Below are 25,881 nucleotides of genomic sequence, written 5' to 3'. Positions count from 1 at the left end.
GACCCACGATGGTGATTGGAGGCTTGGGCCTAACATAGGGAGAGCGTCTCCCCTTGCCAAGCAGAACAGCATGCCTCGGTTAAGCTTTCGCCCATGCTCCGCCGCGATCATGGCCGCGAAAAGGCGAGGGCGGCAGCGGCGGCGCGCCGATCAGCGCGGCGACGGCGGCAGCGGGCCGGAGATCGAAGGACGGCAGGAAGCGGGTGAAGGGCGACACCGCAGGAACGATCGCCGTCGCCGGCGGCGCGGCACCACCGCCAGCCAAATCAAGGCGTTCGCCGCCGCGCCACAGCGCGGGCTCGGCGGCCAGCGCCTTGCGCAGCAAGCTCGCCGGAACGTCGCCTTCCGGGGTAAATCGCTTGGCGGCGCCGGGACCTGCTGGCGCGATCACCAACCCGCTCGGCCTGTCGCTCAATGTGATCCTCCGCCGACCGTCCCATAGGGCCTGCTCAGCAGCCGGAACCGCGGGCAGATTGCGGGCCTCGCGGTGGAGGAAGATGCCGGTGCGGCGCGCGTCGACCACCGTCCGCGACAATGTGGCGCAAAGCGTCCCCGACCGCAGATGCTCGAACAGCGCCCGGCAACGCGCCTCGTCGACAAGGAACGTGACGCCGCCGACCGTGGCGAGCAGGATGCGAAATGCATAGACGGCGGCTTCGCTATCCTCACCACTTGCGAAATCGCGATCGAGGCGGATGAGCCCCGGAGCCGGCTGGCTAGCGAAGGCGCCGATCAGCGCCGCCGCACGCTGGCCGAGCTTCTCGCGCTCGGCGGCTGCCTGTCCGGCCTTCGCGATTGCTTCCTTGAAACGCGCCTCGCCGTCTCTGCCTGCAAGCGAGATGCGCAGGCGCGGCCGCTCGAAGCGCCGGTCGACATTGGTCGGATCCTCGGTCCAGCCGATGCCGCGACGCTTCAGCATCTCCCGCAATGCCGCGCGGCGCGTGGCGAGCAGCGGGCGGGCGATCCAGACCCGCCAATCGTAGAGCGTGGCGGGCGCCATGCCGGCGAGCCCGCGGCCGTCGCGTGGATCCTCGTCGCGGGCCTCCTCTTCACGAACTTGCCGCATCAGCACGGTCTCGGCCTGGTCGTCGGCGGTATGTCCGGTCACCACCGTGCGGATGCCTTCCCCTTCGGCTGCCTCGGCCAGCAGCCGGTAGCGCGCCTCGCGCGCGGCGGCCGGCAAGCCGGTCGATGGCTTGCGGCCGGACCAGACGAGCGTGCGATGCGCGATGCCGTGCTCGGCGCAAAGCCGGGCGACAGCTTGCGCTTCGGCTGCCGAGCTTGGTCTGAGGTCATGATCGATCGTCACCGCAAGCAGCCTTGCCGCGGGCAGGGTTCGGTCGAGGTGGTGCTTGAGCAGAAGAAGAAGGGCGGTCGAGTCGCTGCCGCCGGACACGGCCGCAACGGCGCCGTGGGAGAAGTCGAAGTCTTGGAAAAGGCGATCCGAAAGGTCAGTCTCGGTATCGAACATCACTGCATGTCGTCCAAAAGCGGTCCCGGTTCTGGGACTACGACATGCAAGCTAGCACGAGGCCAGCGCCTTTTCCTGCTTGATGCGTTCCTTCAGCGTGCCGGAAACATCCGGGTAGCGCTTGCCGATCTCGTTGAAAGTGGCGCAGGCCACGTCGTTCTGCTTGAGGCCGACCAGCGATACGCCGAGCTTGAGCAGCATGTCGGGCGCCTTCTTGGCCTTCGGATAATCCTTGCTGGCGGCCAGGAAAACCTCCGCCGCGTCGCGATATTTCTGCTGGCCAAGCAGGGATTCGCCCAGCCAGTAATGCGCGTCCGCCGCCTTGGCGTCCTTGGGAAAGCGCGAGATATGGTCGCGGAAACCCTGCTCGGCGGTGGGATAGTCGCCCGACAGGATGAACTGGTAGGAGTTGCGGTAGAGCTCGTCCGGATTGTTGGTCGAGGGCAGCGAGGCCATGACCGTGCCGCCGGACTTGCTTTTGCCAGGCTTGCCGCCGGTCTCGGCGGCAGGCGCGTTTGCCGTAGCCGCGGGAGCTTCCGTCTGCGAGCCCGCCTGCGGGGCGGGGTCGGCATTGACGACATTGCCGTTCTTGTCGACGGTAATGGTGCCGAAGGTCTTCGGCGGCGCGCCGGTGATCAACTTGCCCGGGTCGCCTGTCTGAGACTCGACGATGACGTCGCCGACGCTCTTGCCGCCGCCGTCCTGCGGAGCCGCATCGGGCGCAGCTTGCGTCGCCGGAGCCGTTGCGACGTTGGTGTCGGTGCCGCTGTCGCCGGCGCCAGCATCGCCCATATTCGTGTTGCCGCTGCTGCCGTCCTGCGGCGCGGTCTCCGACTTCTTCTGGCCCGTTGGCTTCGCACCCTGCGAGCCGCCTTCGAGCTGCTGGAAGCGGAACTCGTTGTCCTCCTGCTGCTTGCGCATCTGCTCCTGCATTTGCAGGATCTGGAAATTGAGCTCCTCAAGCTTGCCGTTCATCTGGCGGATCTGATCCTCCAGACCGGTCATGCCGGCGCCGTCCTGCTGGGCGACTTGCGCCTGCTCGGTCTTCTTCTTGTCGCCGAAAATGCCCAGCGTCGGCAGATGGAAAGTGAAGCCGCTGTCCGAGGATTGCCCGCTGTCCGCCGGTGCGGCGATGCCTGCGATGCTTGATAGGAGCAGCAGCGCAAGCGTGCCGCTCAGGACCGTTCTGAAATGCATTATGTCTCTCGCCGTGAAAATCTGTTGGCCCGATGCGCCTTTCCAAATCGGAGGGGGATAAAGCGCCCTCGCGCTCTTAGCAGGACGCGAGACTTCGGCCAAATTTTGTTTCGAGCTGTCGCATATGAAAAAGGCGGCTCGGAGGCCGCCTTTCGTTCAGCGATGTTGTATTTTTGCCGCCCACAGCGCCGCGCGTCGTCAGACGCGCCAAGGACGCTGTGGCGCTAATGAGCGTTTCCGAAAATCGATATCGATTTCCGGCGCGGCGCGTCAGGAACCGGCGCCCGAGAGCGTGGTGACGGCGCGGCGGTTCTGCGACCAGCACGAGATGTCGTCGCAGACGGCGACCGGGCGTTCCTTGCCGTAGGAGATCGTCTTCAGACGGTTGGCCGCGACGCCCTTCGAAACCAGGAAGTCGCGGGTGGCAGCGGCGCGGCGGGCGCCCAGCGCCAGATTGTACTCGCGCGTGCCGCGCTCGTCGGCATGGCCTTCGATGACGATGGCATACTGCCTGTACTGGTTGAGCCACTGCGCCTGGCGCGACAGCGTCGTCTGCGCGTCGGCGCGGATCGACGAGGAGTCGGTGTCGAAGAAGATGCGGTCGCCGATGTTGACGGTGAAGTCCTGGGCCGAGCCGGGCGTGGCAGAGCCGGCGCCGTTGAGGCCGAGATCGGCGGCGCTGTTCGGGGTCTTCTTCGAGGCGCAGCCGGTGATGGCCAGAGCCGCCACCAGCGCGATCATCGCCGGATTTCTGGTAAGTGCTGCGATACGGCCCATGCCGCCTCTCCTTCGCATTCGAGTGATTTCGTTGATCACCCAGTAACCACGTTTGGGTTAACCGGCATTCAAGAAACACGGTTAATTTTTCGTTTCGAGCCGCCGTCCTCGGCCGATTTAGCTAGGCTCACAATGCGCGGCGACCGTAGGCGGAAATGCGGCCAAAACATGAAAAAAGGGGGAATTGAGGAACTGAAGAACTGAGGAATTGAAGGAAGAAATTAGGCCAGCTTCTCTCTGAGATTTACAAGCGCCCCGGGTCCTCCATTTTCCTCAGTTCTTCAGTTCCCCGTTCTTAAATTCTTCCGTTCCTCTGCCTACTCCAGCAGCGGCGACCAGGCCGGATCCGAGGCGAAGTTCGAGGTCGGGATCTGCTGCTCGTTGCGGCCGGTAAGATCGACCGTGACCAGCTTCGGCCCGCCGGCGGAGTCGCGGAAGAACATCAGCACGCGACCGTTCGGCGCCCAGGTCGGCCCCTCCTGCTGGAAGCCGGAGGACAGGATGCGCTCGCCCGAACCGTCGGTCTTCATGACGCCGATCTGGAACTCGCCGCCCGACTGCTTGGTGAAGGCGATGAGGTCGCCGCGCGGCGACCACACCGGCGTGGAATAGACGCCGTCGCCGAACGAGATGCGGTGCGGGTTGGAGCCGTCCGCACCCATGACGTAGATCTGCGAGCGGCCGCTGCCGCCGCCGCGGTCGGAGGTGAAGACGATCTGCGAGCCGTCGGGCGAATAGGAGGGCGAGGTGTCGATGGCGGTCGAGTCGGTGAGCCGCGTAGTCGAACGGCTTCTCAGATCCATGGCGAAGATGTTGGAGTTGCCGTCATCGCGCAGCAGGCTCATGATCACCTTCTGGCCATCGGGCGAAAAGCGCGGCGCGAACGTCATGCCGGGGAAATTGCCGACCAGCTCGCGCTGTCCGGTCTCGATCTGCAGCAGATACACCTTCGGCTGTCCGCTCTCATAGGACATGTACGTGATTTCCTGCCGGTTCGGCGAGAAGCGCGGCGTCAGCACGATCGAACGGCCGTCCGACAGGTAGCGGACGTTGGCGCCGTCCTGGTCCATGATGGCAAGACGCTTCTTGCGCGCGTTCTTGGCGCCGGATTCGTCGACGAAGACGACGCGCGTGTCGAAATAACCCTTCTCGCCGGTCAGCCGCTCGTAGATCGCATCGGCGATGATATGGGCCACGCGCCTGGTATTGGCGTCATTGGCGAAGAACTGCTCCCCGGCCATCTGCTGGCCGGCAAAGGTGTCCCATAGCCGGTATTGGGCGCGAATGCGGCCGTCGGCTTCCTTGCCGACGCTGCCGGTGACCAGCGCCTGCGCATTGATCACCTTCCAGTCGTCGAAGCGCGGCGTGGCGTCCGGGCCGGAGATCTTCTCGATGAAGGCGCTCTTGTCGATCGGCGCGAACAGGCCGGAGCGCTTGAGGTCGGCCGTGACGATCTCGGTGATCTGGGCGCCGAGCTCACCATTGGACTGGAAGTCAGTGATGGCGATCGGCAGCGGCTCGACATTGCCCTTGTTGACGTTGAGCTCGACGAGCGCCCAGGCCGGCAAGGTGGCGGCGGTCGTCATGCCCAGCGCCATGGCTGCAATCGTCAGGAGCGGCTTGAGGAAAGATCTCATGTCTTCTCGCTTCTCTTCTTTGATGGTTCGGACGCAAGGCCTATAGGCCAAGCATCTCCCTTGGGTCGAAGGTGACCCGGATGTCGTTCCAAATGTCCTGCTTGCCGGCGGGAACCTGCAGGCCGGCCACGTCGCATTTTTGAACCGCGCGCACTGCGCTTTCGTCGAACTGCCGGTTGCCGCTCGACTGCTCGACCGACGGGCGGCCGTCGAGCTTGCCGTTGGTATCGAGATTGAAGCGGACCACGACGACGAAGTTCTCCGAACCTTCCAGTCCAACCGGCAAGGTCCAGCAGCCGCCGAGCTGAGCTTCGAGCGCGCCTTGCTCGGATTTGGACAGCTTCTGGCCCTGATCCTTCTCGCCGCCGAGCGACGACTGCTGGGTGGAGCGCTTGGCGCCGCCACCCGACGGCTTCTGCTTGTCCAGAAGTGCTGAAATCTCGTCGGCGTTGAACTGCTTTTCATCCGACTTCGGCTTCGAGGAAGCTTCCTTCACCGGCTTTTCCGCGTCCTTGCGCTCCGGCGCCTTGGCGCTTTCGGCGGGAGCGGGCTGCGGCTTCGGCCGCGCTGCAGGGGCGGGTGCCGAGTCCGGAAGCTTTGCCTCCTCGGTCGGCTGCTCCTTGGCGATCGCCTCGGCGACGGCGTCCGGCTTGACCTCTTCCTTCTGGATGGCGGCGGTCGTGTCCTTCGGCGGCGCTGGCGTCGGCTCCTTGGCGGGTGTCGGCTTCGGCTCCGTCTGCTTGACCGGCTCGGGCTTGACCTCTTCCTTAGGTGTCGGCGTCGGCGCGACTTCGGTCGCCGGGGTCGGCTTCGGCTTTTCCTGCGGCTTCGGCACGTCCTCGACCGCCGGCTTCTCGGTCGGCGTCGGCGCCGGGGGCGGCGCGGATGTCTTCTCGACCGGCTTCGGCTTGGCCTCGTCCGTCGCCGGCTTGTCGGTGTCGACGCTGTTCTCGCCGACCTTCTGCGCGTCGGGGACGATATCCGGGCGCTTGGTCGGCAGCGGCGCCGGCTTGTCATGCATGACCGCTTTCTTGTCGCCCTGCAGGGTCTGCGCGATCGCTTCCATCGGCACGATGTCGACCGCGACGGACTCCACGTCGGAAGCCGGCATGGCGGGCGGCGAGGAGAGCGTGAACAGCCCGAAGGCCAGCGCCACCGCATGCAAGATCACCGAGGAGGTGAGGCCCGTCCGCATTTGGCGTCTACTGGTCCTGTTCCTGCAGCGAGATCAGGCCGATGTTCTTGTAGCCGGCGTTCTGGATGAGGCCCATCACCTTCAGCGCGGTGCCGTAACTGGTCGCTTTGTCGCCGCGGATGTAGATGCGCTCGTCATAGCCGGTCTTGGAAATCGCCTGCAGCTTGGCGACCAGCTCTTCCTGAGGGATTTCGGTTTCCTGCAGGTGAATCTCGCCGGAAGGGCCGATCGAGATTTGGATCGGCTGCGTGTCGGCGTTCATCGCCTTGGCTTTCGTCTCCGGCAGGTCGATCGGCACACCGACGGTGAGCAGCGGCGCCGCGACCATGAAGATGATCAGCAGCACCAGCATCACGTCGACCATCGGCGTGACGTTGATTTCCGACATCAGGGCATGATGACGACCGCGCCGCCGGTGGCCGCGTCCGCCTCGCCCTATGCCACCTGCGCTAGCAGCAGACATACCCATGATCGTACCTCAGGCCTTCTGCGCGACTTTTTCATCGATTTGGCGCGAGAGTATGGCGGAGAACTCATCCGCAAACCCTTCCATGCGCACGGCGAGCTTGTTCGCATCCGATGACAGCTTGTTGTAGGCGATTACGGCCGGAATGGCCGCGAGCAGGCCGATGGCCGTCGCCAGCAGCGCTTCCGCGATGCCGGGCGCCACGACCGACAGGCTGGTGTTCTTCGAGGCGGCGATCGCCTGGAAGGAGGTCATGATGCCGATTACGGTGCCGAACAAGCCGATGAAGGGCGCGGCCGAACCCGTGGTGGCAAGGAAGCCGAGCCGACCCTCCAGCCTTTCCATCTCGCGGGTCAGCGCGAGATCCATCGCCTTGTCGATGCGGGTCTGCAATGCCAGCGCCGATTTGGCGCCCTTCTCGAAGCTCTTCTTCCATTCGCGCATGGCGGCAACGAAGATCGCGCCCATGCCGGTGGTCTTGCGGTCGGCGAGCGTGCGGTAGAGCTCCTCGAGCGACTGTCCCGACCAGAACACCTGCTCGAAGCGATTGAGCGCCATCCGCATGCGGCTATAGGCGACAAGCTTGTCGATAATGATCGCCCAGGTCCAGATCGAGGCGCACAGCAACCCGATCATGACCAATTTGACCACCCAGCCGGCCTGCATGAACAAGGCCCATATCGACAAATGCGCGCCCGGGTCGGCGAGTGCGATGTTTTCCATGACTACGTCCTTAAGATTTTTCCGGGCATCGCTGGCGGCTGGCCCATGGCATCCCTTTGGTCCGATCGCGCGAAGCCTGAAGCCCGCGGGACAAGCCCCGAATGCACCGTTTCGCGGCGTTTTCGGGGCAAATCTTGGTGAAAGGAAGGCACACGAATTGCGCCAATCTTCACCAATTCCTTCATGAACCGTTATGGTTAAGGATGGGTTAGGATATGAAGCGTGGCGCATTGCCGCGCCCACCCGGCCGGCGCCACGCCTAGACGCGGCTGGTCAGTGCCCTAAGCGGGGTCGCGCTCAATCGGATTCAGGCGCCGCTCTTTAAGGCCTTGCTTGATGCATGTCGTTGTCCAGAACCGGGCAAACTTCTGCGCGACATGCATTAGGCCGAAGCCGGTTCACGGTGATCAGTCGCTCGCCTTCGGCATAAAGGCCGCGATCCATTCCTTCGGAAATCGGCGCGGCCGGCCGTTCTCGCCGATGATCGCCGCCTCGACCTTCGCCTCGACCAGCACCTCGCCGCCGCGCTTCAACTGCTGCGCCATGAAGATGCGGGCACCCGAAATGTCCTCGGTGCGCGTGTCGATGGTGAGGATGTCGTCCATGCGGGCCGGCGAACGGAACTCGATTTCCATGCGCCGGACCACCCAGACGATGCGCTCGCCATGCTTGCCATCGGCAAGCTCGGTGTGATGGACGCCGGCGAGCCTGAGATAGTCCGAGCGCCCGCGTTCGAAGAATTCGAGATAGCGCGCATGGTAGACGACGCCGGAGAAATCGGTGTCGGCATAGTAGACGCGGGCCATCAGGCGATGGCCGGATTGCGTCAGCGTCCCCGAAAGCCCGGCGCTGAGCGCTGCGGATTCACCATGATCGTCCATCGCGCTTTCCTTTTCAGGCCCGAACAGGCAGGTGTTTGGCGCGAGAACCGGATGGCACTGTTGGGCGCGATGATCAAGCCTTGATGGCGGGGGTTCTGGCGCTTGGCGCCTGCGCGGTTTTCCGTCCGCGTGAAAATACCGGAGCTACCCGAGGTCGATCTGCAGGATCTCTGGTGGCATGCCGAACCGGACCGGCATGATGCTGAAGCCGAGCCCGCCGGAAACGATCAGGTTACGATCGTTCTCGACGACATGGCCATAAGCGTAGCGGTTGCCGAAGTCGGACGGCACGACCGGCGAATAGCCGAACAGCCGCACCTGCCCGCCATGGGTGTGGCCCGAAAGCGTCAGCGAAACCCGCCAGGGCACTTTCGGAAAGATGTCCGGCTCATGCGCGAGCAGGATGATCGGCTCGTCGCCTTGCACCTTGGCAAGCGTCCCGCCGAGGTCGTCGAGACCCTTGAAGCCGTGGCGGCCAAGGGCTTTGCTTGGCCGGATTGCCAGCTGGTCCGCAAGTCCGGCGATCCAGAAGCCATGCCCGTCCTTCTCCAGCCGCACCACGTCGTTTTCCAGCACCGGGATGCCGACGCTCTCCAGTGCCCTGCGCGCGGCCGTCGGCCCGGCCTTGGCCAGTTGCGCCGCATGATCGTGCCACCAGTCGTGATTGCCGAGGATCGAGAGCACGCCGAGCGGGGCCTTCAGCCCTGACAAAGCGGCGGCCCACTCCGGTGCAGACACTTCGGCCGTGACCAGCCGCATTCCATCGACATAGTCGCCAAGCAGCACGATCAAGTCTGGCTGCAGGGCATTCGTCCTTTCGACGAGCGAGGCGATCCGCTCCGAGGTCATCCAGGGATGACAGGCATGAATGTCGGCCAGTGCTGCGACGCGCAGCTTGAGGCCTGCGGGCCAGTGCGGCGGCGTCAGCGAATAGCGTTTGACATGGGCGAGCAGCATCGGCTCGATGCCGACCGCATAGGCGCTCAACGACACCATGGACAGGAACGATCCGCCGATGAGGCGCAGAAAGCCACGTCTGGTGATCATCGGTCAGCCCCGACCCCTGGAAATGCGTCAGCTGCCTTAGAGGCTGCAATTGTGCCTTCAGCTTGGCGGAGCTGGGGAGATTTCGCGCAGGAAGCCCTTCAAAGCGCGTCCGACGAACAAATGTCCGTTACTCTTCCTGGAACAGGCTGATCTGCTGCTGCGCGAGGTCTTTCGGTGCTTCAAGGCCGAGATGCCGCCAGGCATTGGCCGTCAGCACGCGGCCGCGCGGCGTGCGCTGGATGAAGCCCTGCTGGATCAGATAGGGTTCGATGATGTCCTCGATGGCGTCGCGCGGTTCCGACAGCCCAGCCGCAATCGTCTCGATGCCGACCGGTCCGCCGCCGAAGTTGCGGGCGATCATCGAGAGATACCGGCGGTCGAGCGCGTCGAGGCCGAGCCCGTCGACTTCCAGCCTGGTCAGCGCCTCGTCGGCAATGCGTTTATCGACATGGCCGTTTCCGGCGACGGAGGCGAAGTCTCGCACCCGGCGCAACAGACGTCCGGCAATGCGCGGCGTGCCGCGAGCGCGGCGCGCGATCTCCAGCGCGCCGTCGTCACCGAGCGGCATCGAGAGGATGCGGGCGCCGCGGCGCACGATCTGCTCCAGTTCCTCGACCGTGTAGAAATTGAGCCTGACTGGGATGCCGAAACGGTCGCGCAGAGGATTCGTCAAAAGTCCGAGCCGGGTTGTCGCCGCAACCAGCGTGAAGCGGGCAAGATCGATTTTGACCGAGCGCGCCGCCGGCCCCTCGCCGATGATGAGGTCAAGCTGGAAATCCTCCATCGCCGGGTAGAGGATTTCTTCCACCGCCGGATTGAGCCGGTGGATCTCGTCGATGAAGAGCACGTCGCGCTCCTCGAGATTGGTGAGCAGCGCCGCGAGGTCGCCGGCCTTGGCGATGACCGGCCCCGACGTAGAGCGGAAATTGACGCCGAGCTCACGCGCCATGATCTGCGCCAGCGTCGTCTTGCCGAGCCCCGGCGGGCCTACGAACAGCACATGGTCGAGCGCCTCGCCGCGGCTCTTGGCGGCATCGACGAAGACCTTGAGATTGGCACGCGCCGCAGCCTGGCCGACGAACTCGTCAAGCGACTGCGGCCGCAAGCTCTGGTCGGCATCCTCGCCGCGCTTGTCGGGGGCAATGAGACGGGGCGAAAGGCTCATGCGGTCTTCCTTGCATACGGCAAGGACCGGGACAAGCGCCACCTCACCGGGCCAGCTCCTTCAGGCCGAAGCGGATCAGCTTCGAGGCATCCGCCCCTTCGCCGGCCGACTTTAGGGCCGCGGCCACCGCATTGGCGGCGATGTCGCGCGAATAGCCGAGATTGACCAGCGCCGAGACTGCGTCGGTGATGGGTGCTGCCGCCACGCCTTCGCCAAGCTCCTGCTTGAGGCTGATCGTGCCGGTGGCGGCGCCCGCATAGGCCGGCGCCTTGGTGCGCAATTCGGTGACGATGCGCTCGGCCACTTTCTTGCCGACGCCCGGTGCGCGCGACACCATGGCGATGTCGCGCAACGCGATCGCATTGGCGAGGTCGGGCGGCGCCAGCGTCGACAGCACGGCCAGCGCCACCTTGGCGCCTACGCCCTGCACATTGTTCATCAAAAGGCGGAACCACTCGCGCTCGAGCGGGGTCTGAAAGCCGTATAGCCGGATCATGTCCTCGCGCACATAGGTCTCGATGAACAGCACCACCGCCTCGCCGGGGGACGGCAGCGCGGCAAGCGTGCGCGCCGAGCAATGGGCGACATAGCCGACGCCGTGAACGTCCACGACGCAGGAATCCTCGTCGATCTCATCCAGCGTGCCCTTCAGCTTGCCGATCATGTCCTGGCCTTCATGGATGCGTTTCCGGAGAGACGATTTCGAGGTCGGGAAAATAGCTGCGATAGCGAGGAGCGTCGCGCGTCAATAGGCGGTGACCAGCTACGGCAGCATGAGCACCAATGAAAAAATCCGGCAAAGTCCGCTCTCGAACACCGCCGGCCCGCCGATAACGGGAATGTGCCACCCCAGCCAAGAATGCGGCTTCCCAGGGCAAAAACTCGCGATCCATTTCAAGCCTCTCGGCTGCTTTCCTCAGCATTGCTTCGGAAGCAACCAGGGGAGCAAGCTCGGACCAGACGATGCTGTTGATGACCAACGCGCCATCGCGTCGGCAGGAGATAATCGCGGACGAAGACCATTCCGTCAGCGGCCCAGCCGGACCCCAGACGTCAATGAGCACGTTTGTGTCAATCAACGTCGAGATTTTCACGTGGTCCCCTCAACCACTCCATGTACTCGTCCGTCGTCATGCCGCCCAAATCCAGCGTCCCCTCCAACTTGCCGAGGACCTCTTTGAATTTGCGGGCAGCTTCCTCCTCCGAAATGTTTTCGTTGACGGCGACAAGCCGGGCGCCCTCGTCCGTAGCCACGAACTGGACCTCCGAACCTGGGCCTATGCCCAAGTGGTCCCTAATTTGTTTGGGGATCGTGACTTGCCCTTTGGTGGTCACACGCATGGTAATACTCCGAAGGTATTACTTACTGCGCAAATGAGAACAAGTCAAGAACATTACCCGGCCAGCGCCGCCATTCGGTAGGCGACGCTTTGACGGTGATGCGCATGACATACGGCGATGGCCAGGGCATCGGCGGCATCGTCGGTCTCGAACACCGCTTTCGGCATCAGCACTTTCACCATCATATGGATCTGCTTCTTCTCGCCGTGACCGACGCCGATCACCGCCTTCTTGACCGCGTTGGGAGCGTATTCCGCGACCGCCAGCCCGGCGCGCGCCGGCACCAGCATGGCGATGCCGCGCGCCTGGCCGAGCTTCAGCGTCGCTGTGGCATCCTTGTTGACGAAGGTCTGCTCGATCGCCGCCTCATGCGGCATGGCCTGGTGCAGCACTTCGGCGAGCCCATCATGCAATTGGCAGAGCCTCGTTGCGAGCGGCGCCTTGTCGTCGGAACGCACGGTGCCGGAGGCGACGAAGCGCAGCGAATTGCCGAGGCTCTCGACGATGCCCCAGCCGGTGCGTCTCAGGCCCGGATCGATGCCGATGATGCGAATCGCTTCCCCCATGCGCCAAGTCTAACCGCTCCGCATGGCGATGCCAGTGAATTGTGAACAAACCAGAAACAGCCTGTGCCGGGATGGGCTGCTTCAGAATTCGATCCGATGAGTCGTGAGGCGGCGTTCTCGAGAACCGGTGCGGAGCGTGCTTTGGTACGCGAGCACCGGACGCGCAAAAAACGGCGCCAGATGGCCATCAGAGCGGATTGTGGAGCAGCCTGTTAGCCGCGGGCGAAAGCCGTGTTCAGCAGGCTGATCTGATCGGAGACCGAGTTGGCGCGGCGGCCGGCGGCAGGCGTGTCGTTCATGGCGCCGCCGTAGATCTCCTCGTCCATGCGCTTCACCAGCGCCTGCAGGCGCAGCGACCGGCTCACCAGATCCAGGAAGTCCTTTGGCAATTCGCTCCAGCCCAGTGCCTCGTCATGCGCGGAAGCGGTATCGAGCCGCACCTTGGATTTTTCAGACGCGACCTGGTCGCGGGTCATCTCGCCGGAATTGGCCGCCCGCTGCAAAAGCAGCCAGGAGGCGACCTGCATCAGCCTCGTGGTAAGACGCATCGATTCGGCCGCATAGAGCGTCGCCGCCGTGCGCGACAGCTTCTTGGCTTCGAGTCTGCCTTTGCCGTCAAGATATTCGGCCGCCTGTTCGACCAGGCCCATGCCCTCCTGGTAAAGCGGCTTAAAGGATTGGGAGAAAACCCGGCGTTCCGCGAGCTTTATGGTTTTCGCGCTGCCCTTCGAAGGCTCGTTCATCGATACGCCCCTGCACTGCCGCAAGTCGATTCGGCATCCTTGCCGATACGTCCTGCACCCTTAAACGACTGAGGCTTGAAAATGCGCTTCGATGCCCATGAAGGCAAGCGCATGTTTAACAAACGGTTAACGCCGAGGCGCGTTGTCCGCCGGCGGCCAACGCGCAAAAAAAGAGCCGCGGATAAGGCGGCTCTCAGGAGTTTAACAGGGAGGCGTCAAACAAAGTGGCTCCAACCACTCGGTAAGAATCCAGACAAACTGGATGGTCCTAGTAAACGCCTGTAAAGCTTAATGAAGCCTTAACGCCGCGCGGAATTTTCAAGCGAACGGACTTTTCCTGTGCCGGAACGGGACGGCCCGGCTCCCTCCCGAGCCATCAAGACCTTGGCCGCATATCGTGGCACCGAAACATCGGTCCCGCCGCCGCGACATCGTTTCGAAACACGCTCCGCGCTAAACGCCCGCTCCTCTCAATGCGGGCGCAGTCGAGGCCGCCACCAATCAAGAAATGCAGGAGCACACCATGGACTGGTATTCGATCGTCAAATTCCTTCACGTCGTCTCGGCCATCCTGTGGGTCGGCGGCGGCTTCGTCCTGTTCCTGCTCGGCGTGCTCGCCGAGCGCGCCGGCAACATCCAGGACAGGCTGCAAGCGATGCGGGCGAGCGGCGAGCTCGGCGGCCGCTTCTTCGCGCCGATGTCGATGCTCACCCTGATTTTCGGCCTGATCATGTGCGGCTTCTGGGTCGGCTTTTCCGACCTGTGGATCATCATCGGCCTTGTCGGCTACGCCACGACCTTCTCGATCGGCATGCTCGTTTTCAAGCCGACCGGCGAGCGGATGGGGGCCATGGTCGCCAAGGAAGGCGTGACGCCGGCGGTTCTCGCCATCGGCCAGCGCATGATGCGCTGGGCGCGTTTCGACTACGCGGTGATGCTGGTGATCATCGCCGACATGGTGCTGAAGCCTACGCTTCACGACATCGGCATCCTCGCCGGCATGGTGCTGGTGATCGCGTCCGGCGCAGCGCTTGCGCTTGGCGGCGGCCGCCAGCTGGTGCCGAGCGCCGCTTGATCCTTCTGTGGCGGGCGGCCGGTGCGCCGCCCTGCCCGTTACATCAGGCCGGCAATACCGTCCCAGAGCAGCTTGAGCGCCACCACCGCCACCGTCGCGTATGTGAACGGATAAAACACCTCCGGCCGCATGCGGCGCACCAGCCAGGCGCCGGCGATGGTGGAAAGCGGCGCCAGCGGCATCAGCGCAAACGATGCGGTGAGATTGGTGCTGTCGAACTGGCCAAGCGCGAAATAGGGAATAAGCTTCATCGCGTTGGTAGCGGCGAAGAAGATCGCCGCCGTCCCTGACAGCACCTTCGGGTCGAGCCGGATTGGCAGCGCATAGACCTGGAAGGGCGGGCCGCCGACATGGGCGACGAAGCTGGTGAAGCCCGCAACGATGCCCCAGAACGCCGCAGCGATGCGGTTCGGCTCCACCTCGTGGTCGGCGCCGTGGCGGAACTGCAGATAGATCCAGCGCAGGACGAAGACCAGCGCGACCGCGCCGACGATCAGCCGCACCATTTCCTCCGTCACCAGGGCCGCCGTCAGCCAGCCGAGGCCGATGCCGATGACGGCGCCAGGCATCATGTCGACCAGCATCTTGCGGTCATAGACGCCCCACCATGTCCACACCGAAACGATGTCCATCAGGCAAAGGATCGGCAGCAGGATGGCCGCCGCCTGCACCGGCGGGATGGCCAGCGCCATCAGCGGCACGCCGACGAAGCCGACGGCGCCGCCGAAGCCGCCCTTCGACAGGCCGACGAGGATGACCGCCGGAATGGCGGCGGCATAGAACCAGGGATCGCTGAGCAGGCCTGACATGGGAGATACGGGGACAAGAAACGGCTGGAGGATGGCGGGAGACTTGCAATAGACCACAAAGCGAAAGACCGCGATAGCCGAAGCGCGCCCGTCAGCCGGTCGGCGCGCGATCAACTGTCCGTAATCCGGCCTGCCGAGTTTGCGGCTGGCGGCGGGCCATGCATAAGGTCACCCGCCCAGCATGAGGTTTGACGATGAGCGAAGTCCTGATCCGCCGCGCGGACAAAGCCGATCTTGCGGCGATCGTCGCGATGCTTGCCAATGACGCGCTTGGCCGCGCCCGCGAGAATGCAAGCGTGCCTTTGGCGCAAGCCTATCAGGACGCCTTCGCGGCCATAGACGGCAACCCGAACCATTTCCTGGCGGTGATGATGGACGGCGCCGAAGTCATCGGCACCTTGCAGATCAGTTTTATCCCGGGCCTGTCGTTGCAGGGCGCTTGGCGCGGCCAGATCGAGGCGGTGCGCGTCGCGGCGAGCCGGCGCGGAGAGGGGCTCGGGCATAGCCTGCTGGAATGGGCGATCGAAAGATGCCGCGAGCGCGGCTGCAGGGTGGTGCAACTGACGACCAACAAGAGCCGGCTCGACGCGCACCGCTTCTACGAACGGCTCGGCTTCAAGGCGAGCCACATCGGCTACAAGCTGGATCCTTGACGCACCCGCGCCGGCGATGCCGCCGACCTCTCATCGTCGCGCCTGAACCAGAAGAAACATCGGCCGCTCGACCTCTTTGGCCAGTTCAGGCCTGGCGGCGATCTGCCCTTCAGTTGGACAGAATTCCTCCACGCGGCCGATGATGAACCCGGCCTGGATCAGGTTGTTGAGCGTGGTGCCGAGTGTGCGGTGGTGCTTCACCACGCCCTCGGAGAACCAGTCGGTCGTGCGCGGCCCTTCCACCAGATACTGATCGACGGGCCAGACGTTCCTTCCTGCGGCGTCCACGGACCAGCCCGGATTGCTTGGAGCCATGAAGATCGGATGCTCCGTCGAGAAGACGAAGAACCCGCCAGGGACCAGGGCCTGGTAAACCGTCGCGAACAGCCGCGCGGCATCGCTGACATAATGCAGGGCAAGCGAGCTATAGGCGAGGTCGAAGCGCGCCTTCGGCAGGCTCAGCTCGTCGAGGTCGACGCGCTCATAGGCTATGGCTTCGTCGGAGCCGGCGGCGCGTGCTCGGGCGAGCATCCTTTCCGACAGGTCGAGGCCCAGAACCTGCTTGGCTCCGTGCGCCCGCGCCCAGCGGCAGAACCAGCCGAAGCCGCAACCGAGATCGACGATGCTTAGACCACCCACCTTCGGCAGCATGGCGCGCAGAACCGGCCACTCGGGCGCGCCGTCCAACCCTTCCACCGAACGATGCAGACGGCTGTAGCCTTCGAAGAAATCGGCCTTGTCGTAGATATTTTGCGCCATGCTCTTCCCGTGCTTTCGCTTGCTAACCTAGCGGTCGTTTCGTTAGCGTCCATCAGGAGCTTCAACAGGCCGTCTGTCAGTCCTTGAAGATTGGCGCAAGCCGCTGCTGCCGTGACGCTTTTCAGCGGCGATCTTCGCCCGCCTCCTGTTCAAGCCGGACGCTTTGCTCTATGCCGCAATGCCACCATGTTCGCCCGGCATAGGCGAAAACCGGGATCGAAGACCGATGAATGAAGCAACCCCGCCCAATCGCTGCCGAATCGTGCTGATCGCGCCGCCGCTTGTGACTCCCGAGCACATCTGCACCGCCTTCGACGGCGGCGACGTCGCCTCGCTGATCCTGCCCGAAAACGGCATGGATGACGCCGCCTTCCAGGCCTTCGCCGAGAAGATCGTGCCGATCGCGCAGGCCGCCGGCGTCGCCGTCATCATCGCCGGCGACAGCCGCATCGCCGGCCGCGTCCATGCCGACGGCATCCATGTCGAGGCAAACCGCCAGGAACTGGCCGAGACGATCGAGCGCTTGGCCGACAGGATGATGGTCGGGGCGGGCGGCGCCAAGACCCGCGACGAGGCGCTGGAGCTCGGCGAGGAGCGGCCCGACTACATGTTCTTCGGCCGCTTCGGCTATGACAACAAGCCCGAGCCGCACCACCGCAATCTCGCTCTCGGTGAATGGTGGGCGCAGATGATCCAGATTCCTTGCATCGTCATGGCCGGCTCCGAGCTTGCGTCGGTGGAAACGGTAGCGGCCACTGGCGCCGAGTTCGTGGCGCTCTCCAGCGCCGTCTTCGCCGACGGACTCGATCCGCGCGCGGCGGTCGCCGCGGCCAACGCGCTGCTCGACCAAATCGCGCCGCGCTTCGAGGACTGACGTGCGCTGGCCCCGGCTTTCCTTCGCGGCGTTGGCCGCGGCCTTGACGATCCAGGCGGCCGCCGCCGTGGCCGCCGAGACCCCGCCGGTGCCGCAGCCCAGACCGGACACGACCACACCCGACACGAGCGCGCCGGATACAAGCGCCCCTGCTACCGGCGCCCCAGATACAAGCATTCCGAATATAAGCGCCCCGAATGCAATCGCCCCAAGTACTGGCGCCCCGAATAGTGGCGCTCCGAATGCTGGCGCGGCCCATGCCGACAAGCCGATCGAAACACTGCTGCCGCAGCCGGCAACGCTTCAACCGCCATCGGCCGATACCATCAATCCCGATCGCTTCGGCGCCAAGCTCCCGGACGCCGCCTACGGCGCCTTCCAGCGCGGCCTCTATAAGACCGCCTACAACCTTGCCATGGTGCGGGCCAAGAACGGCGACCCCGCGGCGCAGACACTGGTCGCCGAGATCCTGTCGCGTGGGCTGGGCGTACCGCTCAACGCGGCAGAGGCCGCGAAATGGTACGGGCTCGCCGCCGAGCAGGGCGTGCCGGAGGCGCAGTTCCAATATGCGCTGATGCTGCTCGACGGACGCTATGTGAAGAAGGACGCCAAGGAAGCCTATGCGCTGATGCAGGCCGCCGCCGAGGCGGGCAACCGCCTGGCCCAGTTCAACTTCGCCCAATTGCTCGTCCAGCAGGATCCGGGCGATGCCGGCATAGCCAAGGCGGCTGTGTATTATGAGCGCGCCGCCAGTACCGGCCTTGCCGACGCCGAGTATGCGATGGCGCAAATCTACGCCAACGGCGCCGGCGGCAAACCGCGCGACGACGCCAAGGCACGCACCCTGCTGGCGCAGGCCGCCCGGCAGAACTACGACACCGCGCAACTTGACCTCGCCGCATGGATGATCGAGGGGCGCGGCGGCGATCGCGACCTGAAATCGGGCTTTGCCTGGATGAGGCGCGCGGCCGAAGGCGGCAATGTCGCCGCCCAGAACCGCCTCGCCAAACTCTATATGGGCGGCATCGGTACCGACCCCGATCTGATCCTGGCCGGAGCCTGGTATATCGTCGCCCGGCGCGCCGGGTTGATCGACCCGCAGATGGACGATTTCCTGCAGGGCCTCGACGACGGTCAGACCAAGCAGGCGCTGCAGAGGGCGAACCGGCTGCCCTGAAAAGACGGCTCACGGCAGCGGCCATCTCCATGAGCGTTCGCGACGCCCTCCCTTGCCACTCAATGCGATTTGTGGTCTTGGAGGCGCCAAAGCGCGCTCCGCGCCAAAAAATCTCATTCCGGATCAGTTCAACATGGCCAAGATCAGTGGCAGCGAAATCCGTCCCGGCTATGTCATCGAGCATGACGGCGGCCTCTGGGTCGCGGTCAAGACCAACACCGTGAAGCCCGGCAAGGGCGGCGCCTACAACCAGGTCGAGCTGAAGAACCTGATCAACGGCACCAAGCTCAACGAGCGCTTCCGCTCGGCCGAGACCGTCGAGCAGATCCGGCTGGAGATGAAGGATTTCTCCTTCCTTTACGAGCAGGGCGACGCGCTGGTTTTCATGGACACCGAAAGCTACGAGCAGCTCGAACTGAACAAGGATTTCGTCGGCGAGCGCGCCGCCTTCCTGCAGGACGGCATGATGGTCACGGTCCAGCTCTACGAGGAGCGGCCGATCGGCATCTCGCTGCCCGACCAGGTGACGCTGACCATCACCGAGGCCGACCCCGTGGTGAAGGGCCAGACGGCGGCGTCCTCTTACAAGCCTGCAGTGCTGGAAAACGGTGTCCGCGTCCTGGTGCCGCCCTTCATCTCGGCCGGCGAGCGCATCATCGTCGACACCAACGAGATCACTTACGTGCGTCGCGCAGAATAAGACGGCCAACACAGGAAGAAGAAGAATGGCGCGTTCCGCTCTCCTCAATGTCATGGTCCAGGCCGCGATGAAGGCCGGTCGGTCGCTGTCGCGCGATTTCGGCGAGGTGCAGAACCTGCAGGTCTCGATGAAGGGGCCTGGCGACTATGTCAGCCAGGCCGACCGCAAGGCCGAAGAGATCGTCTTTACCGAACTGTCGAAGGCGCGGCCGGGCTACGCCTTCCTGATGGAGGAGCGCGGCGCCGTCGACGGCGAGGACGGCCAGCATCGCTGGATCGTCGACCCGCTCGACGGCACCACCAACTTCCTCCACGGCATCCCGCTCTTCGCGGTCTCGATCGCGCTCGAGCGCCAGGGCCAGATCGTCGCCGGTGTCGTCTACAATCCGGCCATGGACGAGCTCTATACCACCGAGCGCGGCGGCGGCGCCTTCATGAACGACCGCCGGCTGCGCGTCGCCGGACGCGCCAAGCTCACCGATGCCGTGATCGGCTGCGGCGTGCCGCATCTTGGGCGCGGCCAGCACGGCAATTTCCTGATCGAGTTGCGCAATGTCATGGCCGAGGTCTCGGGCGTCCGCCGCCTTGGCTCCGCCTCGCTCGATCTCGCCTATGTCGCGGCCGGCCGCATGGACGGGTTTTGGGAAACCGGCCTTTCGGCCTGGGACATCGCCGCCGGCGCCCTGCTTATCCGCGAAGCGGGCGGCTTCGTTTCGGATATGGATGGCGGGCAGGACATGCTGGAGGCCGGCTCCATCGTCGCCGGCAACGAGCTTATCCAACGCGCCCTCTTGAAGACGGTAAATAAGCCGCTGGCTGCGCGCTGAAGCGCGCCTATCGCATCGCCCCGAAATCGGAATCGATTTCGCTGACCTCAGGTTCGGAACGGATAAGCGCAAATCAAAGGGCTGCAGCCCCCTTTGCGCGTCGAAAGGACGCGCGGCGCGCTCGTCGCAAAACCGCAACCGAAGCTTGAAATACTGATCCGCGACTGCCCAGATTATGGTTGCAGGATCATTCATGAACGACGCTCGCGCAAATACAACGATCGAAATCCCCTTTGTCGGCCGCTGGCACTATTCGCGCGCCGAGATGATCGCCGATGGCATCGTCCATGCTGTGGGCATCGTGCTGGCGATCGCCGCCGGCTCGGCCTTCCTGGCTTTAGCCGCCTTCCATTCCGGCCCGGGTGAGTACATCGCCGCCGTCTTCTACGTTGTGTCGCTGCTCACCGTGCTGTCGGTATCGCTGGCCTATAATTTGTGGCCGATTTCGTGGCCGGCGAAGTGGATCCTGCGCCGCTTCGACCATGCCGCGATCTATCTGCTGATCGCCGCCACCTACACGCCTTTCCTGGCCCAGCTCCACACGTCCGCGCTTGCCGTGCCGATGATCGTTATCGTGTGGAGCGCGGCGGCAATGGGCATCGCGATCAAGATGTTCCTGCCTGGACGCTACGACCGGCTGGCGATCCTCTTCTATCTCGCCATCGGCTGGAGCGGCGTCGTGCTCGCCGGACCGCTGGTCGCGACTCTGCCGCCAGCCTCCGTCATGCTGCTGCTCGCGGGCGGCATCGTCTATTCATTGGGCGTCATCTTCTTTGCCTGGAAAGGCCTGCGCTTCCACAATGCCGTCTGGCATGGCTTCGTCGTCACCGGCGCCGGGCTGCACCTGGCCGCCATGGTCGACTGTCTGGTCATCAGCCGGTTTTGAAACGACCCGCGCGGGGCGATATTGTCAAGCACCATTCAATTTGGTCACAATTCCGTTTAGAGTCGCGGCAATTCTGCGGCGGGTGGCATCGGAAACGGGGCACGGATGGCTTTTCTCAGATCCTTCGGCAGGCGCTCGGATGTCCTGGTCTACGATCCGCACAAACTGTCGAGCCCGCAGGTCTTCCTGCTCACGATGGTGATCTTCCTGGTCATCGTCGCCTTCATCGCCGCCATCCTCACCCGCCAGATCTCCTCCGCCTTCTCCAGCAATCCCGGCCTCAACGGGCTGATCATCGGCGTGCTCGCCGTCGGCATCCTGCTCGCCTTCGCCCAGGTCGGCCGGCTGTTCAGAGAGGTGCGCTGGGTCAACTCCTTCCGCGCCGGCTCCGAGACCACCGAGCCGGTGCTCTTGGCGCCGATGAAGGCGATGATCGGCCGCTCGTCGACGATCGCCTTCTCGACCTCTTCGATGCGCACCATGCTCGATTCCATCGCCACGCGCCTCGATGAAAGCCGCGACACCTCGCGCTATCTCGTCGGACTGCTGGTGTTTCTTGGCCTGCTCGGCACCTTCTGGGGCCTGCTCAACACCATCGCCTCCATCCGCGAGACAATCGAGGCGCTCGACCCCGGCAGCGGCGATGCCGCCGCCGTGCTCGACGCGCTGAAGCAGGGCCTGTCGGCGCCGCTCGCCGGCATGGGCACGGCCTTCTCGTCCTCGCTGTTCGGCCTCTCCGGCTCGCTGGTGCTCGGCTTCCTCGACCTGCAGGCGGGCCGCGCCCAGACCCGCTTCTACACCGAACTCGAGAACTGGCTGTCCTCGGTCACCGATCTCTCGTCCGATATCGTCGTGTCGGAATCGGCGCGCGCCGAGCCGTCGGAGGAGATCCGCCTGCTGTCGGAACGGCTGCGCAGCCTGCAGGAAAACGGCGGCGGCTCCAACCCGCGCGTCGCCACCGCCATGGCCAACCTCGCGGACGGCATTTCCGGACTGGTCAAGAACATGCGCTCCGAACAGCAGATCATGCGCGACTGGGTCGAGGCGCAGTCGGACGAACAGAAGGCGATGCGCAACACGCTGGAAAAGATCGCTGACGCCCTGAAGAAGACCGGAGTGCACTGACGTGGCGCTGGCAAGGCGGCGCGCCGATCGCCGCATCGACTACTGGCCCGGCTTCGTCGACGCGCTGTCGACGCTTCTGCTCGCCATCATGTTCCTGCTGACGGTCTTCGTGTTGGCGCAATTCCTGCTCAGCCGCGAAATCTCCGGCAAGGACACCGTGCTCAGCCGCCTCAACTCGCAGATCAACGAGCTGACGCAGTTGCTGGCGCTGGAGCGCTCGAACAGCCAGGACAAGGAAGATACGCTCGCCAATCTGCAGGCCTCGCTGTCGGCGGCGGAGGCGGAAAAGAGCCGCCTTCAGCAATTGCTGGAGCAGGGTGCCGGCGCCGGCGACGCGGCCAACAAGCGGGCGGACGCGCTGTCCGGCGAACTCAGCAACCAGCGCCAGATCAGCCAGCAAGCGCTGAGCCAGGTCGAGATCCTCAACCAGCAGATCGCGGCACTGCGCAAGCAGATCGCGGCTCTCGAGGACGCGCTCAACGTGTCCGAGCAGCGCGACCGCGAGTCCAACACTAAGATTGCCGATCTCGGCCGCCGCCTGAACGTGGCGCTGGCGCAGCGCGTCCAGGAACTCAACCGCTACCGTTCCGATTTCTTCGGCCGTCTGCGCGAGATCCTCGCCGACCGCGAGAACATCCGCATCGTCGGCGACCGCTTCGTCTTCCAGTCGGAAGTGCTGTTCCCGACCGGCTCCGACGAGATCAACGATGCCGGCAAGGTCGAGATGAAGAAGCTCGCCGATGCCGTGATCGAGCTGCAGAGGGAAATCCCGCCCGAGATCAGCTGGGTGCTGCGCGTCGATGGCCACACCGACAACAAGCCCTTGTCCGGAACCGGACGCTATCGCGACAACTGGGAACTGTCGACGGCCCGCGCGACCTCGGTGGTGAAGTTCCTGATCGAGAACGGCGTGCCGGCGAACCGGCTGGTGGCTGCCGGCTTCGGCGAATTCCAGCCGCTCGATCCGGCCGACACGGATGAGGCGCGCAGCAAGAACCGCCGAATTGAACTGAAGCTCACCGAACGTTGATCCGGCATCACGCGAACTCACGCGAATTTGTTCGCCGGCTCAACTCTAGCGCGCAGAAGCTCGCCGGCAAGGCCTGAAAACATTATCTTTTTTTAATTACACTCGGCGACTTGGCGGCCCTAATTTGCTGCGCAGGGCCGGGAACCGCCGGCGATGCCTCCCATCGCGACGCGACGGAACCGGACGGCCCACTAGCTCGGAAGCGGAGCGGGATGGCCGCTCCTTCCCCAGCAGGAGGATGCGCCGTCATGCGCGCTTTAACATCTCTCAAGACTGCAACTCTCGCCGCGGTTCTGATTGCCGCTCCGCTCGCCGGCGCCTACGCCGCCGGACATCACAAGGGCGCTCTCGACACAACCGATCCAACCGACTTCACCGGACCGCGGGTGACCAGCCTGATCGAGCAGGTCCAGGGTGTGGATCAGGGCATCGCCGACGCGCGGCAAGCAAACGACATCTCGGCCTCGGAAGCGCAGCAACTGCATATGCGCGCCGCGCACATCAGCCAGGTGGCCGAGCACGTAGCCGCTTCGGATCACGGCAGGATTCCGGCTGCGCAATATCACGACCTGCTGCGCCGTCTCGACAATGTCGACCAGAAGCTGAGAACCGATACCGGCAGCGGCTTCCTGATGGGCGACGGCGCCGACGGCGGTCACTATCCGAACGGCTGAGCGGTTTCGGTCCGCGACTGCCGTTTCGAGACTTGGAAGGGACGATCTGGCGCCCGAGGGACCTGGCCCGAGGGCGTCCTTTTTTCAGTCACCGGCCGAGCCAAAGCGCGGTAATGGCAAGCACTGCGGGCAGCGTCTGGATGAACAGGATCTTGCGGCCGACGGTCGCCCCGCCATAGAGGCCGGCGACGGCAACGCAAAGCAGGAAGAAGATCTTGATTTGCAAGCCGCCGGTGCCGAGATAGAGCCCCAGATCAGGCCTGTTGCAAGAAAGCCGTTATAGAGCCCCTGGTTGGCGGCGAGCACTTTCGAGGCGCTGGCGAAGTCCGGCTTGAGGTTGAACGCCTTGTGGCCGCGCGGCGTGTCCCACAGCACCATCTCCAGATAGACGATGTAGCAGTGGATCAGCGCCACCAGCCCGGTCAGGATATTGCCGATCATTGTCCCCTCCGCTCGTTGGCCCCAACCTTTGATCACGCAGCGCTGTTGCAAGGCAAGATGGGCTGATCCGGAACGGGCGGATCAGGGTTGCCAAGCTGCGCGCCTTGGTATCTTTTCGCGCCAACCCCTTTGCAGCCGGAAACCATCCATGTCCTTCCAAAAACTCGATCTACTCGGCCATAGGCTCGAAGCGCTGGAACATGCGCTGGCCATTCTCGGCGCCGATGAGGCGACCCACATGGCGGTTGGCGGCGGCGAGAAGCGCGCCGAGGCGATGTCGGCCCTGGCCGGCATGCTGCACGCCCAGGCTACCGCGCCGGAGATCGGCGACTGGATCGCCGCCGCCGAAGCCGAACCGCTGAACGACGAGCAGCAGGCTGCGGTGAGGGAACTGCGCCGGCAATATACCAACCTCACCTGCCTGCCGGTCGAATTTGTCGAGCGCCAGACGACGGCGCGCATGCGCTCCGAGCAGCTCTGGCGCGACCTGCGCGCCAAGAATGACTGGGCGGGCTTCCTGCCGGCACTGGAAGGCGTCGTGGCGCTGGTCCGAGAAGAAGCGGCGCTGCGCGCCGAGGCGCTCGGCCTCGCCCCCTATGACGCGCTGATGGAGCAGTACGATCCGGGCAACCGCGCCGCCGACATCACGCCGGTGTTTGTCGAGCTGAAGGCTTTCCTCAAGGATTTCCTGCCGCATGCGCTGGCGATGCAGGATGCGCGGCTGGCGAAGCACGCGCTCAAGCCGCTCTCCGGCAGCTACGCCGTCGAGAAGCAGCGCGAGCTTGGTCTTGCCATGATGGCGGCGGTCGGCTTCGACCTCACCCATGGCTCGCTGGCGGTGTCGCACCATCCCTTCTGCGGCGGCGTGCCGACCGATGTGCGCATCACCACCCGCTACAAGACTTCCGATTTCCTGTCGGCGCTGATGGGAGTGCTGCACGAGACCGGCCACGCGCTTTACGAACAGAATCTGCCGAAAGCCTGGTCGCACTGGCCGCTCGGCAAGGCGCGCGGCATGGCCGTGCATGAGAGCCAGAGCCTGTTCGTCGAGAAGCAGATCGGCCGCAACCCCGCCTTCTGGCGCTGGGCGCTGCCGGTTGTCGAGAAGCATCTCGGCGAAGCCTGGTCGATCGACGACATCCTGCCGCATGTCCATCATGTGGAACGCGGCTTCATCCGAGTCGACGCCGACGAGGTCACCTATCCGCTGCATGTCATCCTGCGTTACGAGCTCGAGCAGGAGCTCGTCTCAGGACGGCTGGAGGCCGCCGACCTGCCGGAGGCCTGGGATGCCAAGATGCGCGACTATCTCGGCCTGTCGACCATCGACAACCCGGCCGACGGGCCGATGCAGGACGTGCACTGGCCGGGCGCCGCCTTCGGCTATTTCCCGTCCTACACCCTGGGCGCCATGATGGCGGCGCAGCAATGGGCGGCCCTGACCAGGGAGAACCCGTGCGCGGACGAGGATCTCGCCAAGGGCGACTTCAGCGCCATCAACGACTGGCGTCGCGAAAAAATCTGGTCGCAGGGCTCACGCTGGTCGACGCCGGACCTGCTCGAGCGCGCCACCGGCGAGAAGCTCAACGCCGTTTACTTCACCGAGCACCTGCGCAAGCGCTACGGCGACTGATAGCGCCTGC

Annotated in this window: 28 protein-coding genes and 1 pseudogene; 11 read left to right on the top strand and 18 right to left on the bottom strand. The window is 64.5% G+C overall.

Features of this window, described 5'->3' with window-relative positions; translation table 11 throughout:
• Positions 1-79 precede the first annotated feature (79 nt).
• The 15 genes from tilS to CK221_RS13705 form a co-directional block, all read right to left on the bottom strand.
• Positions 80-1,471, bottom strand: a complete 1,392-nt coding sequence (tilS, locus tag CK221_RS13775; protein ID WP_095778099.1) for a tRNA lysidine(34) synthetase TilS — start codon at positions 1,469-1,471, stop codon at positions 80-82.
• A gap of 51 nt (positions 1,472-1,522) precedes the next feature.
• Positions 1,523-2,668: a tol-pal system protein YbgF gene (gene ybgF, locus CK221_RS13770; protein ID WP_095778098.1), complete on the bottom strand. Its 1,146-nt coding sequence runs from the start codon at positions 2,666-2,668 to the stop codon at positions 1,523-1,525.
• A 270-nt stretch (positions 2,669-2,938) separates the two neighbouring features.
• Positions 2,939-3,445, bottom strand: coding sequence for a peptidoglycan-associated lipoprotein Pal (gene pal / locus CK221_RS13765; protein ID WP_067001802.1), 507 nt, complete (start codon positions 3,443-3,445; stop codon positions 2,939-2,941).
• A gap of 317 nt (positions 3,446-3,762) precedes the next feature.
• Positions 3,763-5,043 carry a Tol-Pal system beta propeller repeat protein TolB gene (gene tolB / locus CK221_RS13760; protein WP_245299761.1) on the bottom strand — a complete coding sequence of 427 codons (1,281 nt, stop codon included), beginning with the start codon at positions 5,041-5,043 and terminating at the stop codon, positions 3,763-3,765.
• Between the two features lie 79 nt (positions 5,044-5,122).
• The gene (locus tag CK221_RS13755; RefSeq protein ID WP_067001796.1) at positions 5,123-6,277 is read right to left on the bottom strand and encodes a TonB family protein; all 1,155 of its coding nucleotides are present in this window, start codon (positions 6,275-6,277) and stop codon (positions 5,123-5,125) included.
• A 7-nt stretch (positions 6,278-6,284) separates the two neighbouring features.
• Positions 6,285-6,746 (bottom strand): protein TolR, encoded by a 462-nt coding sequence (gene tolR, locus CK221_RS13750; protein ID WP_067001793.1) that lies wholly within the window; start codon positions 6,744-6,746, stop codon positions 6,285-6,287.
• Positions 6,747-6,755: 9 nt separating this feature from the next.
• The gene (gene tolQ / locus CK221_RS13745) at positions 6,756-7,466 is read right to left on the bottom strand and encodes a protein TolQ (RefSeq protein ID WP_067001789.1); all 711 of its coding nucleotides are present in this window, start codon (positions 7,464-7,466) and stop codon (positions 6,756-6,758) included.
• A gap of 407 nt (positions 7,467-7,873) precedes the next feature.
• Complete coding sequence (gene ybgC / locus CK221_RS13740; RefSeq protein WP_095778097.1) at positions 7,874-8,347, bottom strand: tol-pal system-associated acyl-CoA thioesterase; 474 nt, start codon at positions 8,345-8,347, stop codon at positions 7,874-7,876.
• Between the two features lie 144 nt (positions 8,348-8,491).
• Positions 8,492-9,394: a metallophosphoesterase gene (locus CK221_RS13735; RefSeq protein WP_095778096.1), complete on the bottom strand. Its 903-nt coding sequence runs from the start codon at positions 9,392-9,394 to the stop codon at positions 8,492-8,494.
• A 127-nt stretch (positions 9,395-9,521) separates the two neighbouring features.
• Positions 9,522-10,559: a Holliday junction branch migration DNA helicase RuvB gene (ruvB, locus tag CK221_RS13730; protein ID WP_067002199.1), complete on the bottom strand. Its 1,038-nt coding sequence runs from the start codon at positions 10,557-10,559 to the stop codon at positions 9,522-9,524.
• A gap of 43 nt (positions 10,560-10,602) precedes the next feature.
• Positions 10,603-11,223, bottom strand: a complete 621-nt coding sequence (gene ruvA, locus CK221_RS13725) for a Holliday junction branch migration protein RuvA (RefSeq protein ID WP_095778095.1) — start codon at positions 11,221-11,223, stop codon at positions 10,603-10,605.
• A gap of 10 nt (positions 11,224-11,233) precedes the next feature.
• The gene (locus CK221_RS13720) at positions 11,234-11,653 is read right to left on the bottom strand and encodes a type II toxin-antitoxin system VapC family toxin (protein WP_082980671.1); all 420 of its coding nucleotides are present in this window, start codon (positions 11,651-11,653) and stop codon (positions 11,234-11,236) included.
• Positions 11,631-11,900: an AbrB/MazE/SpoVT family DNA-binding domain-containing protein gene (locus CK221_RS13715; RefSeq protein WP_095778094.1), complete on the bottom strand. Its 270-nt coding sequence runs from the start codon at positions 11,898-11,900 to the stop codon at positions 11,631-11,633. Before CK221_RS13715 ends, CK221_RS13720 begins: the two co-directional genes overlap by 23 nt.
• 53 nt (positions 11,901-11,953) lie before the next feature.
• Complete coding sequence (gene ruvC / locus CK221_RS13710) at positions 11,954-12,466, bottom strand: crossover junction endodeoxyribonuclease RuvC (RefSeq protein WP_095778093.1); 513 nt, start codon at positions 12,464-12,466, stop codon at positions 11,954-11,956.
• Between the two features lie 212 nt (positions 12,467-12,678).
• The gene (locus CK221_RS13705; protein ID WP_095778092.1) at positions 12,679-13,209 is read right to left on the bottom strand and encodes a DUF1465 family protein; all 531 of its coding nucleotides are present in this window, start codon (positions 13,207-13,209) and stop codon (positions 12,679-12,681) included.
• Between the two features lie 523 nt (positions 13,210-13,732).
• Here CK221_RS13705 and CK221_RS13700 point away from each other — a divergent pair.
• Entirely contained in the window at positions 13,733-14,284 is a 552-nt protein-coding gene (locus CK221_RS13700) for a DUF2269 family protein (protein WP_095778199.1), read from the top strand.
• 38 nt (positions 14,285-14,322) lie between these two features.
• On the opposite strand, the gene CK221_RS13695 is transcribed toward CK221_RS13700, so the two are convergent.
• Positions 14,323-15,093, bottom strand: coding sequence for a sulfite exporter TauE/SafE family protein (locus tag CK221_RS13695; RefSeq protein ID WP_095778091.1), 771 nt, complete (start codon positions 15,091-15,093; stop codon positions 14,323-14,325).
• A 194-nt stretch (positions 15,094-15,287) separates the two neighbouring features.
• Here CK221_RS13695 and CK221_RS13690 point away from each other — a divergent pair, with 194 nt between their 5' ends.
• On the top strand, positions 15,288-15,746 hold the full coding sequence (locus CK221_RS13690) for a GNAT family N-acetyltransferase (RefSeq protein ID WP_095778090.1): 459 nt from the start codon (positions 15,288-15,290) through the stop codon (positions 15,744-15,746).
• 30 nt (positions 15,747-15,776) lie between these two features.
• Here the strand turns inward: CK221_RS13690 and CK221_RS13685 are convergent, their stop codons facing one another.
• Positions 15,777-16,505 carry a class I SAM-dependent methyltransferase gene (locus CK221_RS13685; protein WP_095778089.1) on the bottom strand — a complete coding sequence of 243 codons (729 nt, stop codon included), beginning with the start codon at positions 16,503-16,505 and terminating at the stop codon, positions 15,777-15,779.
• A 226-nt stretch (positions 16,506-16,731) separates the two neighbouring features.
• Here CK221_RS13685 and CK221_RS13680 point away from each other — a divergent pair, with 226 nt between their 5' ends.
• From CK221_RS13680 to CK221_RS13645, 8 genes are all read left to right on the top strand, one after another.
• On the top strand, positions 16,732-17,379 hold the full coding sequence (locus CK221_RS13680) for a thiamine phosphate synthase (RefSeq protein ID WP_095778088.1): 648 nt from the start codon (positions 16,732-16,734) through the stop codon (positions 17,377-17,379).
• A gap of 202 nt (positions 17,380-17,581) precedes the next feature.
• A complete protein-coding gene (locus tag CK221_RS13675) occupies positions 17,582-18,556 on the top strand; it encodes a tetratricopeptide repeat protein (RefSeq protein WP_245430643.1) in 975 nt (324 codons plus the stop codon).
• 133 nt (positions 18,557-18,689) lie between these two features.
• Entirely contained in the window at positions 18,690-19,256 is a 567-nt protein-coding gene (gene efp, locus CK221_RS13670) for an elongation factor P (protein ID WP_067001754.1), read from the top strand.
• A 25-nt stretch (positions 19,257-19,281) separates the two neighbouring features.
• Positions 19,282-20,082: an inositol monophosphatase family protein gene (locus tag CK221_RS13665; protein ID WP_095778087.1), complete on the top strand. Its 801-nt coding sequence runs from the start codon at positions 19,282-19,284 to the stop codon at positions 20,080-20,082.
• 193 nt (positions 20,083-20,275) lie between these two features.
• Positions 20,276-20,968 carry a hemolysin III family protein gene (locus CK221_RS13660; RefSeq protein ID WP_179295125.1) on the top strand — a complete coding sequence of 231 codons (693 nt, stop codon included), beginning with the start codon at positions 20,276-20,278 and terminating at the stop codon, positions 20,966-20,968.
• Positions 20,969-21,073: 105 nt separating this feature from the next.
• Positions 21,074-22,093, top strand: coding sequence for a MotA/TolQ/ExbB proton channel family protein (locus CK221_RS13655; RefSeq protein WP_067319476.1), 1,020 nt, complete (start codon positions 21,074-21,076; stop codon positions 22,091-22,093).
• A gap of 1 nt (position 22,094) precedes the next feature.
• Positions 22,095-23,123 (top strand): peptidoglycan -binding protein, encoded by a 1,029-nt coding sequence (locus tag CK221_RS13650; RefSeq protein WP_067319478.1) that lies wholly within the window; start codon positions 22,095-22,097, stop codon positions 23,121-23,123.
• Positions 23,124-23,371: 248 nt separating this feature from the next.
• Positions 23,372-23,797, top strand: coding sequence for a hypothetical protein (locus CK221_RS13645; protein WP_095778085.1), 426 nt, complete (start codon positions 23,372-23,374; stop codon positions 23,795-23,797).
• 88 nt (positions 23,798-23,885) lie between these two features.
• Here the strand turns inward: CK221_RS13645 and CK221_RS13640 are convergent.
• Positions 23,886-24,238 (bottom strand): annotated as a pseudogene (locus tag CK221_RS13640) (DUF1304 domain-containing protein).
• A 148-nt stretch (positions 24,239-24,386) separates the two neighbouring features.
• On the opposite strand from CK221_RS13640, the gene CK221_RS13635 reads away from it, so the two are divergent.
• Positions 24,387-25,871 (top strand): carboxypeptidase M32, encoded by a 1,485-nt coding sequence (locus CK221_RS13635; RefSeq protein ID WP_095778084.1) that lies wholly within the window; start codon positions 24,387-24,389, stop codon positions 25,869-25,871.
• Positions 25,872-25,881 lie beyond the last annotated feature (10 nt).

Origin of the sequence: Mesorhizobium sp. WSM3868 (assembly GCF_002294785.1) — a bacterium.
Lineage (GTDB): Bacteria > Pseudomonadota > Alphaproteobacteria > Rhizobiales > Rhizobiaceae > Mesorhizobium.
Note: the sequence above shows the minus strand (reverse complement) of the source record. Positions and strands in the feature narration are given on the sequence as shown.

Coding starts and splice junctions, on each gene's coding strand:
- tilS (WP_095778099.1), bottom strand. CDS start 1,471: ATGTTCGATACCGAGACTGACCTTTCGGATCGCCTTTTCCAAGACTTC.
- ybgF (WP_095778098.1), bottom strand. CDS start 2,668: ATGCATTTCAGAACGGTCCTGAGCGGCACGCTTGCGCTGCTGCTCCTA.
- pal (WP_067001802.1), bottom strand. CDS start 3,445: ATGGGCCGTATCGCAGCACTTACCAGAAATCCGGCGATGATCGCGCTG.
- tolB (WP_245299761.1), bottom strand. CDS start 5,043: ATGGCGCTGGGCATGACGACCGCCGCCACCTTGCCGGCCTGGGCGCTC.
- CK221_RS13755 (WP_067001796.1), bottom strand. CDS start 6,277: ATGCGGACGGGCCTCACCTCCTCGGTGATCTTGCATGCGGTGGCGCTG.
- tolR (WP_067001793.1), bottom strand. CDS start 6,746: ATGGGTATGTCTGCTGCTAGCGCAGGTGGCATAGGGCGAGGCGGACGC.
- tolQ (WP_067001789.1), bottom strand. CDS start 7,466: ATGGAAAACATCGCACTCGCCGACCCGGGCGCGCATTTGTCGATATGG.
- ybgC (WP_095778097.1), bottom strand. CDS start 8,347: ATGGACGATCATGGTGAATCCGCAGCGCTCAGCGCCGGGCTTTCGGGG.
- CK221_RS13735 (WP_095778096.1), bottom strand. CDS start 9,394: ATGATCACCAGACGTGGCTTTCTGCGCCTCATCGGCGGATCGTTCCTG.
- ruvB (WP_067002199.1), bottom strand. CDS start 10,559: ATGAGCCTTTCGCCCCGTCTCATTGCCCCCGACAAGCGCGGCGAGGAT.
- ruvA (WP_095778095.1), bottom strand. CDS start 11,223: ATGATCGGCAAGCTGAAGGGCACGCTGGATGAGATCGACGAGGATTCC.
- CK221_RS13715 (WP_095778094.1), bottom strand. CDS start 11,900: ATGCGTGTGACCACCAAAGGGCAAGTCACGATCCCCAAACAAATTAGG.
- ruvC (WP_095778093.1), bottom strand. CDS start 12,466: ATGGGGGAAGCGATTCGCATCATCGGCATCGATCCGGGCCTGAGACGC.
- CK221_RS13705 (WP_095778092.1), bottom strand. CDS start 13,209: ATGAACGAGCCTTCGAAGGGCAGCGCGAAAACCATAAAGCTCGCGGAA.
- CK221_RS13700 (WP_095778199.1), top strand. CDS start 13,733: ATGGACTGGTATTCGATCGTCAAATTCCTTCACGTCGTCTCGGCCATC.
- CK221_RS13695 (WP_095778091.1), bottom strand. CDS start 15,093: ATGTCAGGCCTGCTCAGCGATCCCTGGTTCTATGCCGCCGCCATTCCG.
- CK221_RS13690 (WP_095778090.1), top strand. CDS start 15,288: ATGAGCGAAGTCCTGATCCGCCGCGCGGACAAAGCCGATCTTGCGGCG.
- CK221_RS13685 (WP_095778089.1), bottom strand. CDS start 16,505: ATGGCGCAAAATATCTACGACAAGGCCGATTTCTTCGAAGGCTACAGC.
- CK221_RS13680 (WP_095778088.1), top strand. CDS start 16,732: ATGAATGAAGCAACCCCGCCCAATCGCTGCCGAATCGTGCTGATCGCG.
- efp (WP_067001754.1), top strand. CDS start 18,690: ATGGCCAAGATCAGTGGCAGCGAAATCCGTCCCGGCTATGTCATCGAG.
- CK221_RS13665 (WP_095778087.1), top strand. CDS start 19,282: ATGGCGCGTTCCGCTCTCCTCAATGTCATGGTCCAGGCCGCGATGAAG.
- CK221_RS13660 (WP_179295125.1), top strand. CDS start 20,276: ATGAACGACGCTCGCGCAAATACAACGATCGAAATCCCCTTTGTCGGC.
- CK221_RS13655 (WP_067319476.1), top strand. CDS start 21,074: ATGGCTTTTCTCAGATCCTTCGGCAGGCGCTCGGATGTCCTGGTCTAC.
- CK221_RS13645 (WP_095778085.1), top strand. CDS start 23,372: ATGCGCGCTTTAACATCTCTCAAGACTGCAACTCTCGCCGCGGTTCTG.
- CK221_RS13635 (WP_095778084.1), top strand. CDS start 24,387: ATGTCCTTCCAAAAACTCGATCTACTCGGCCATAGGCTCGAAGCGCTG.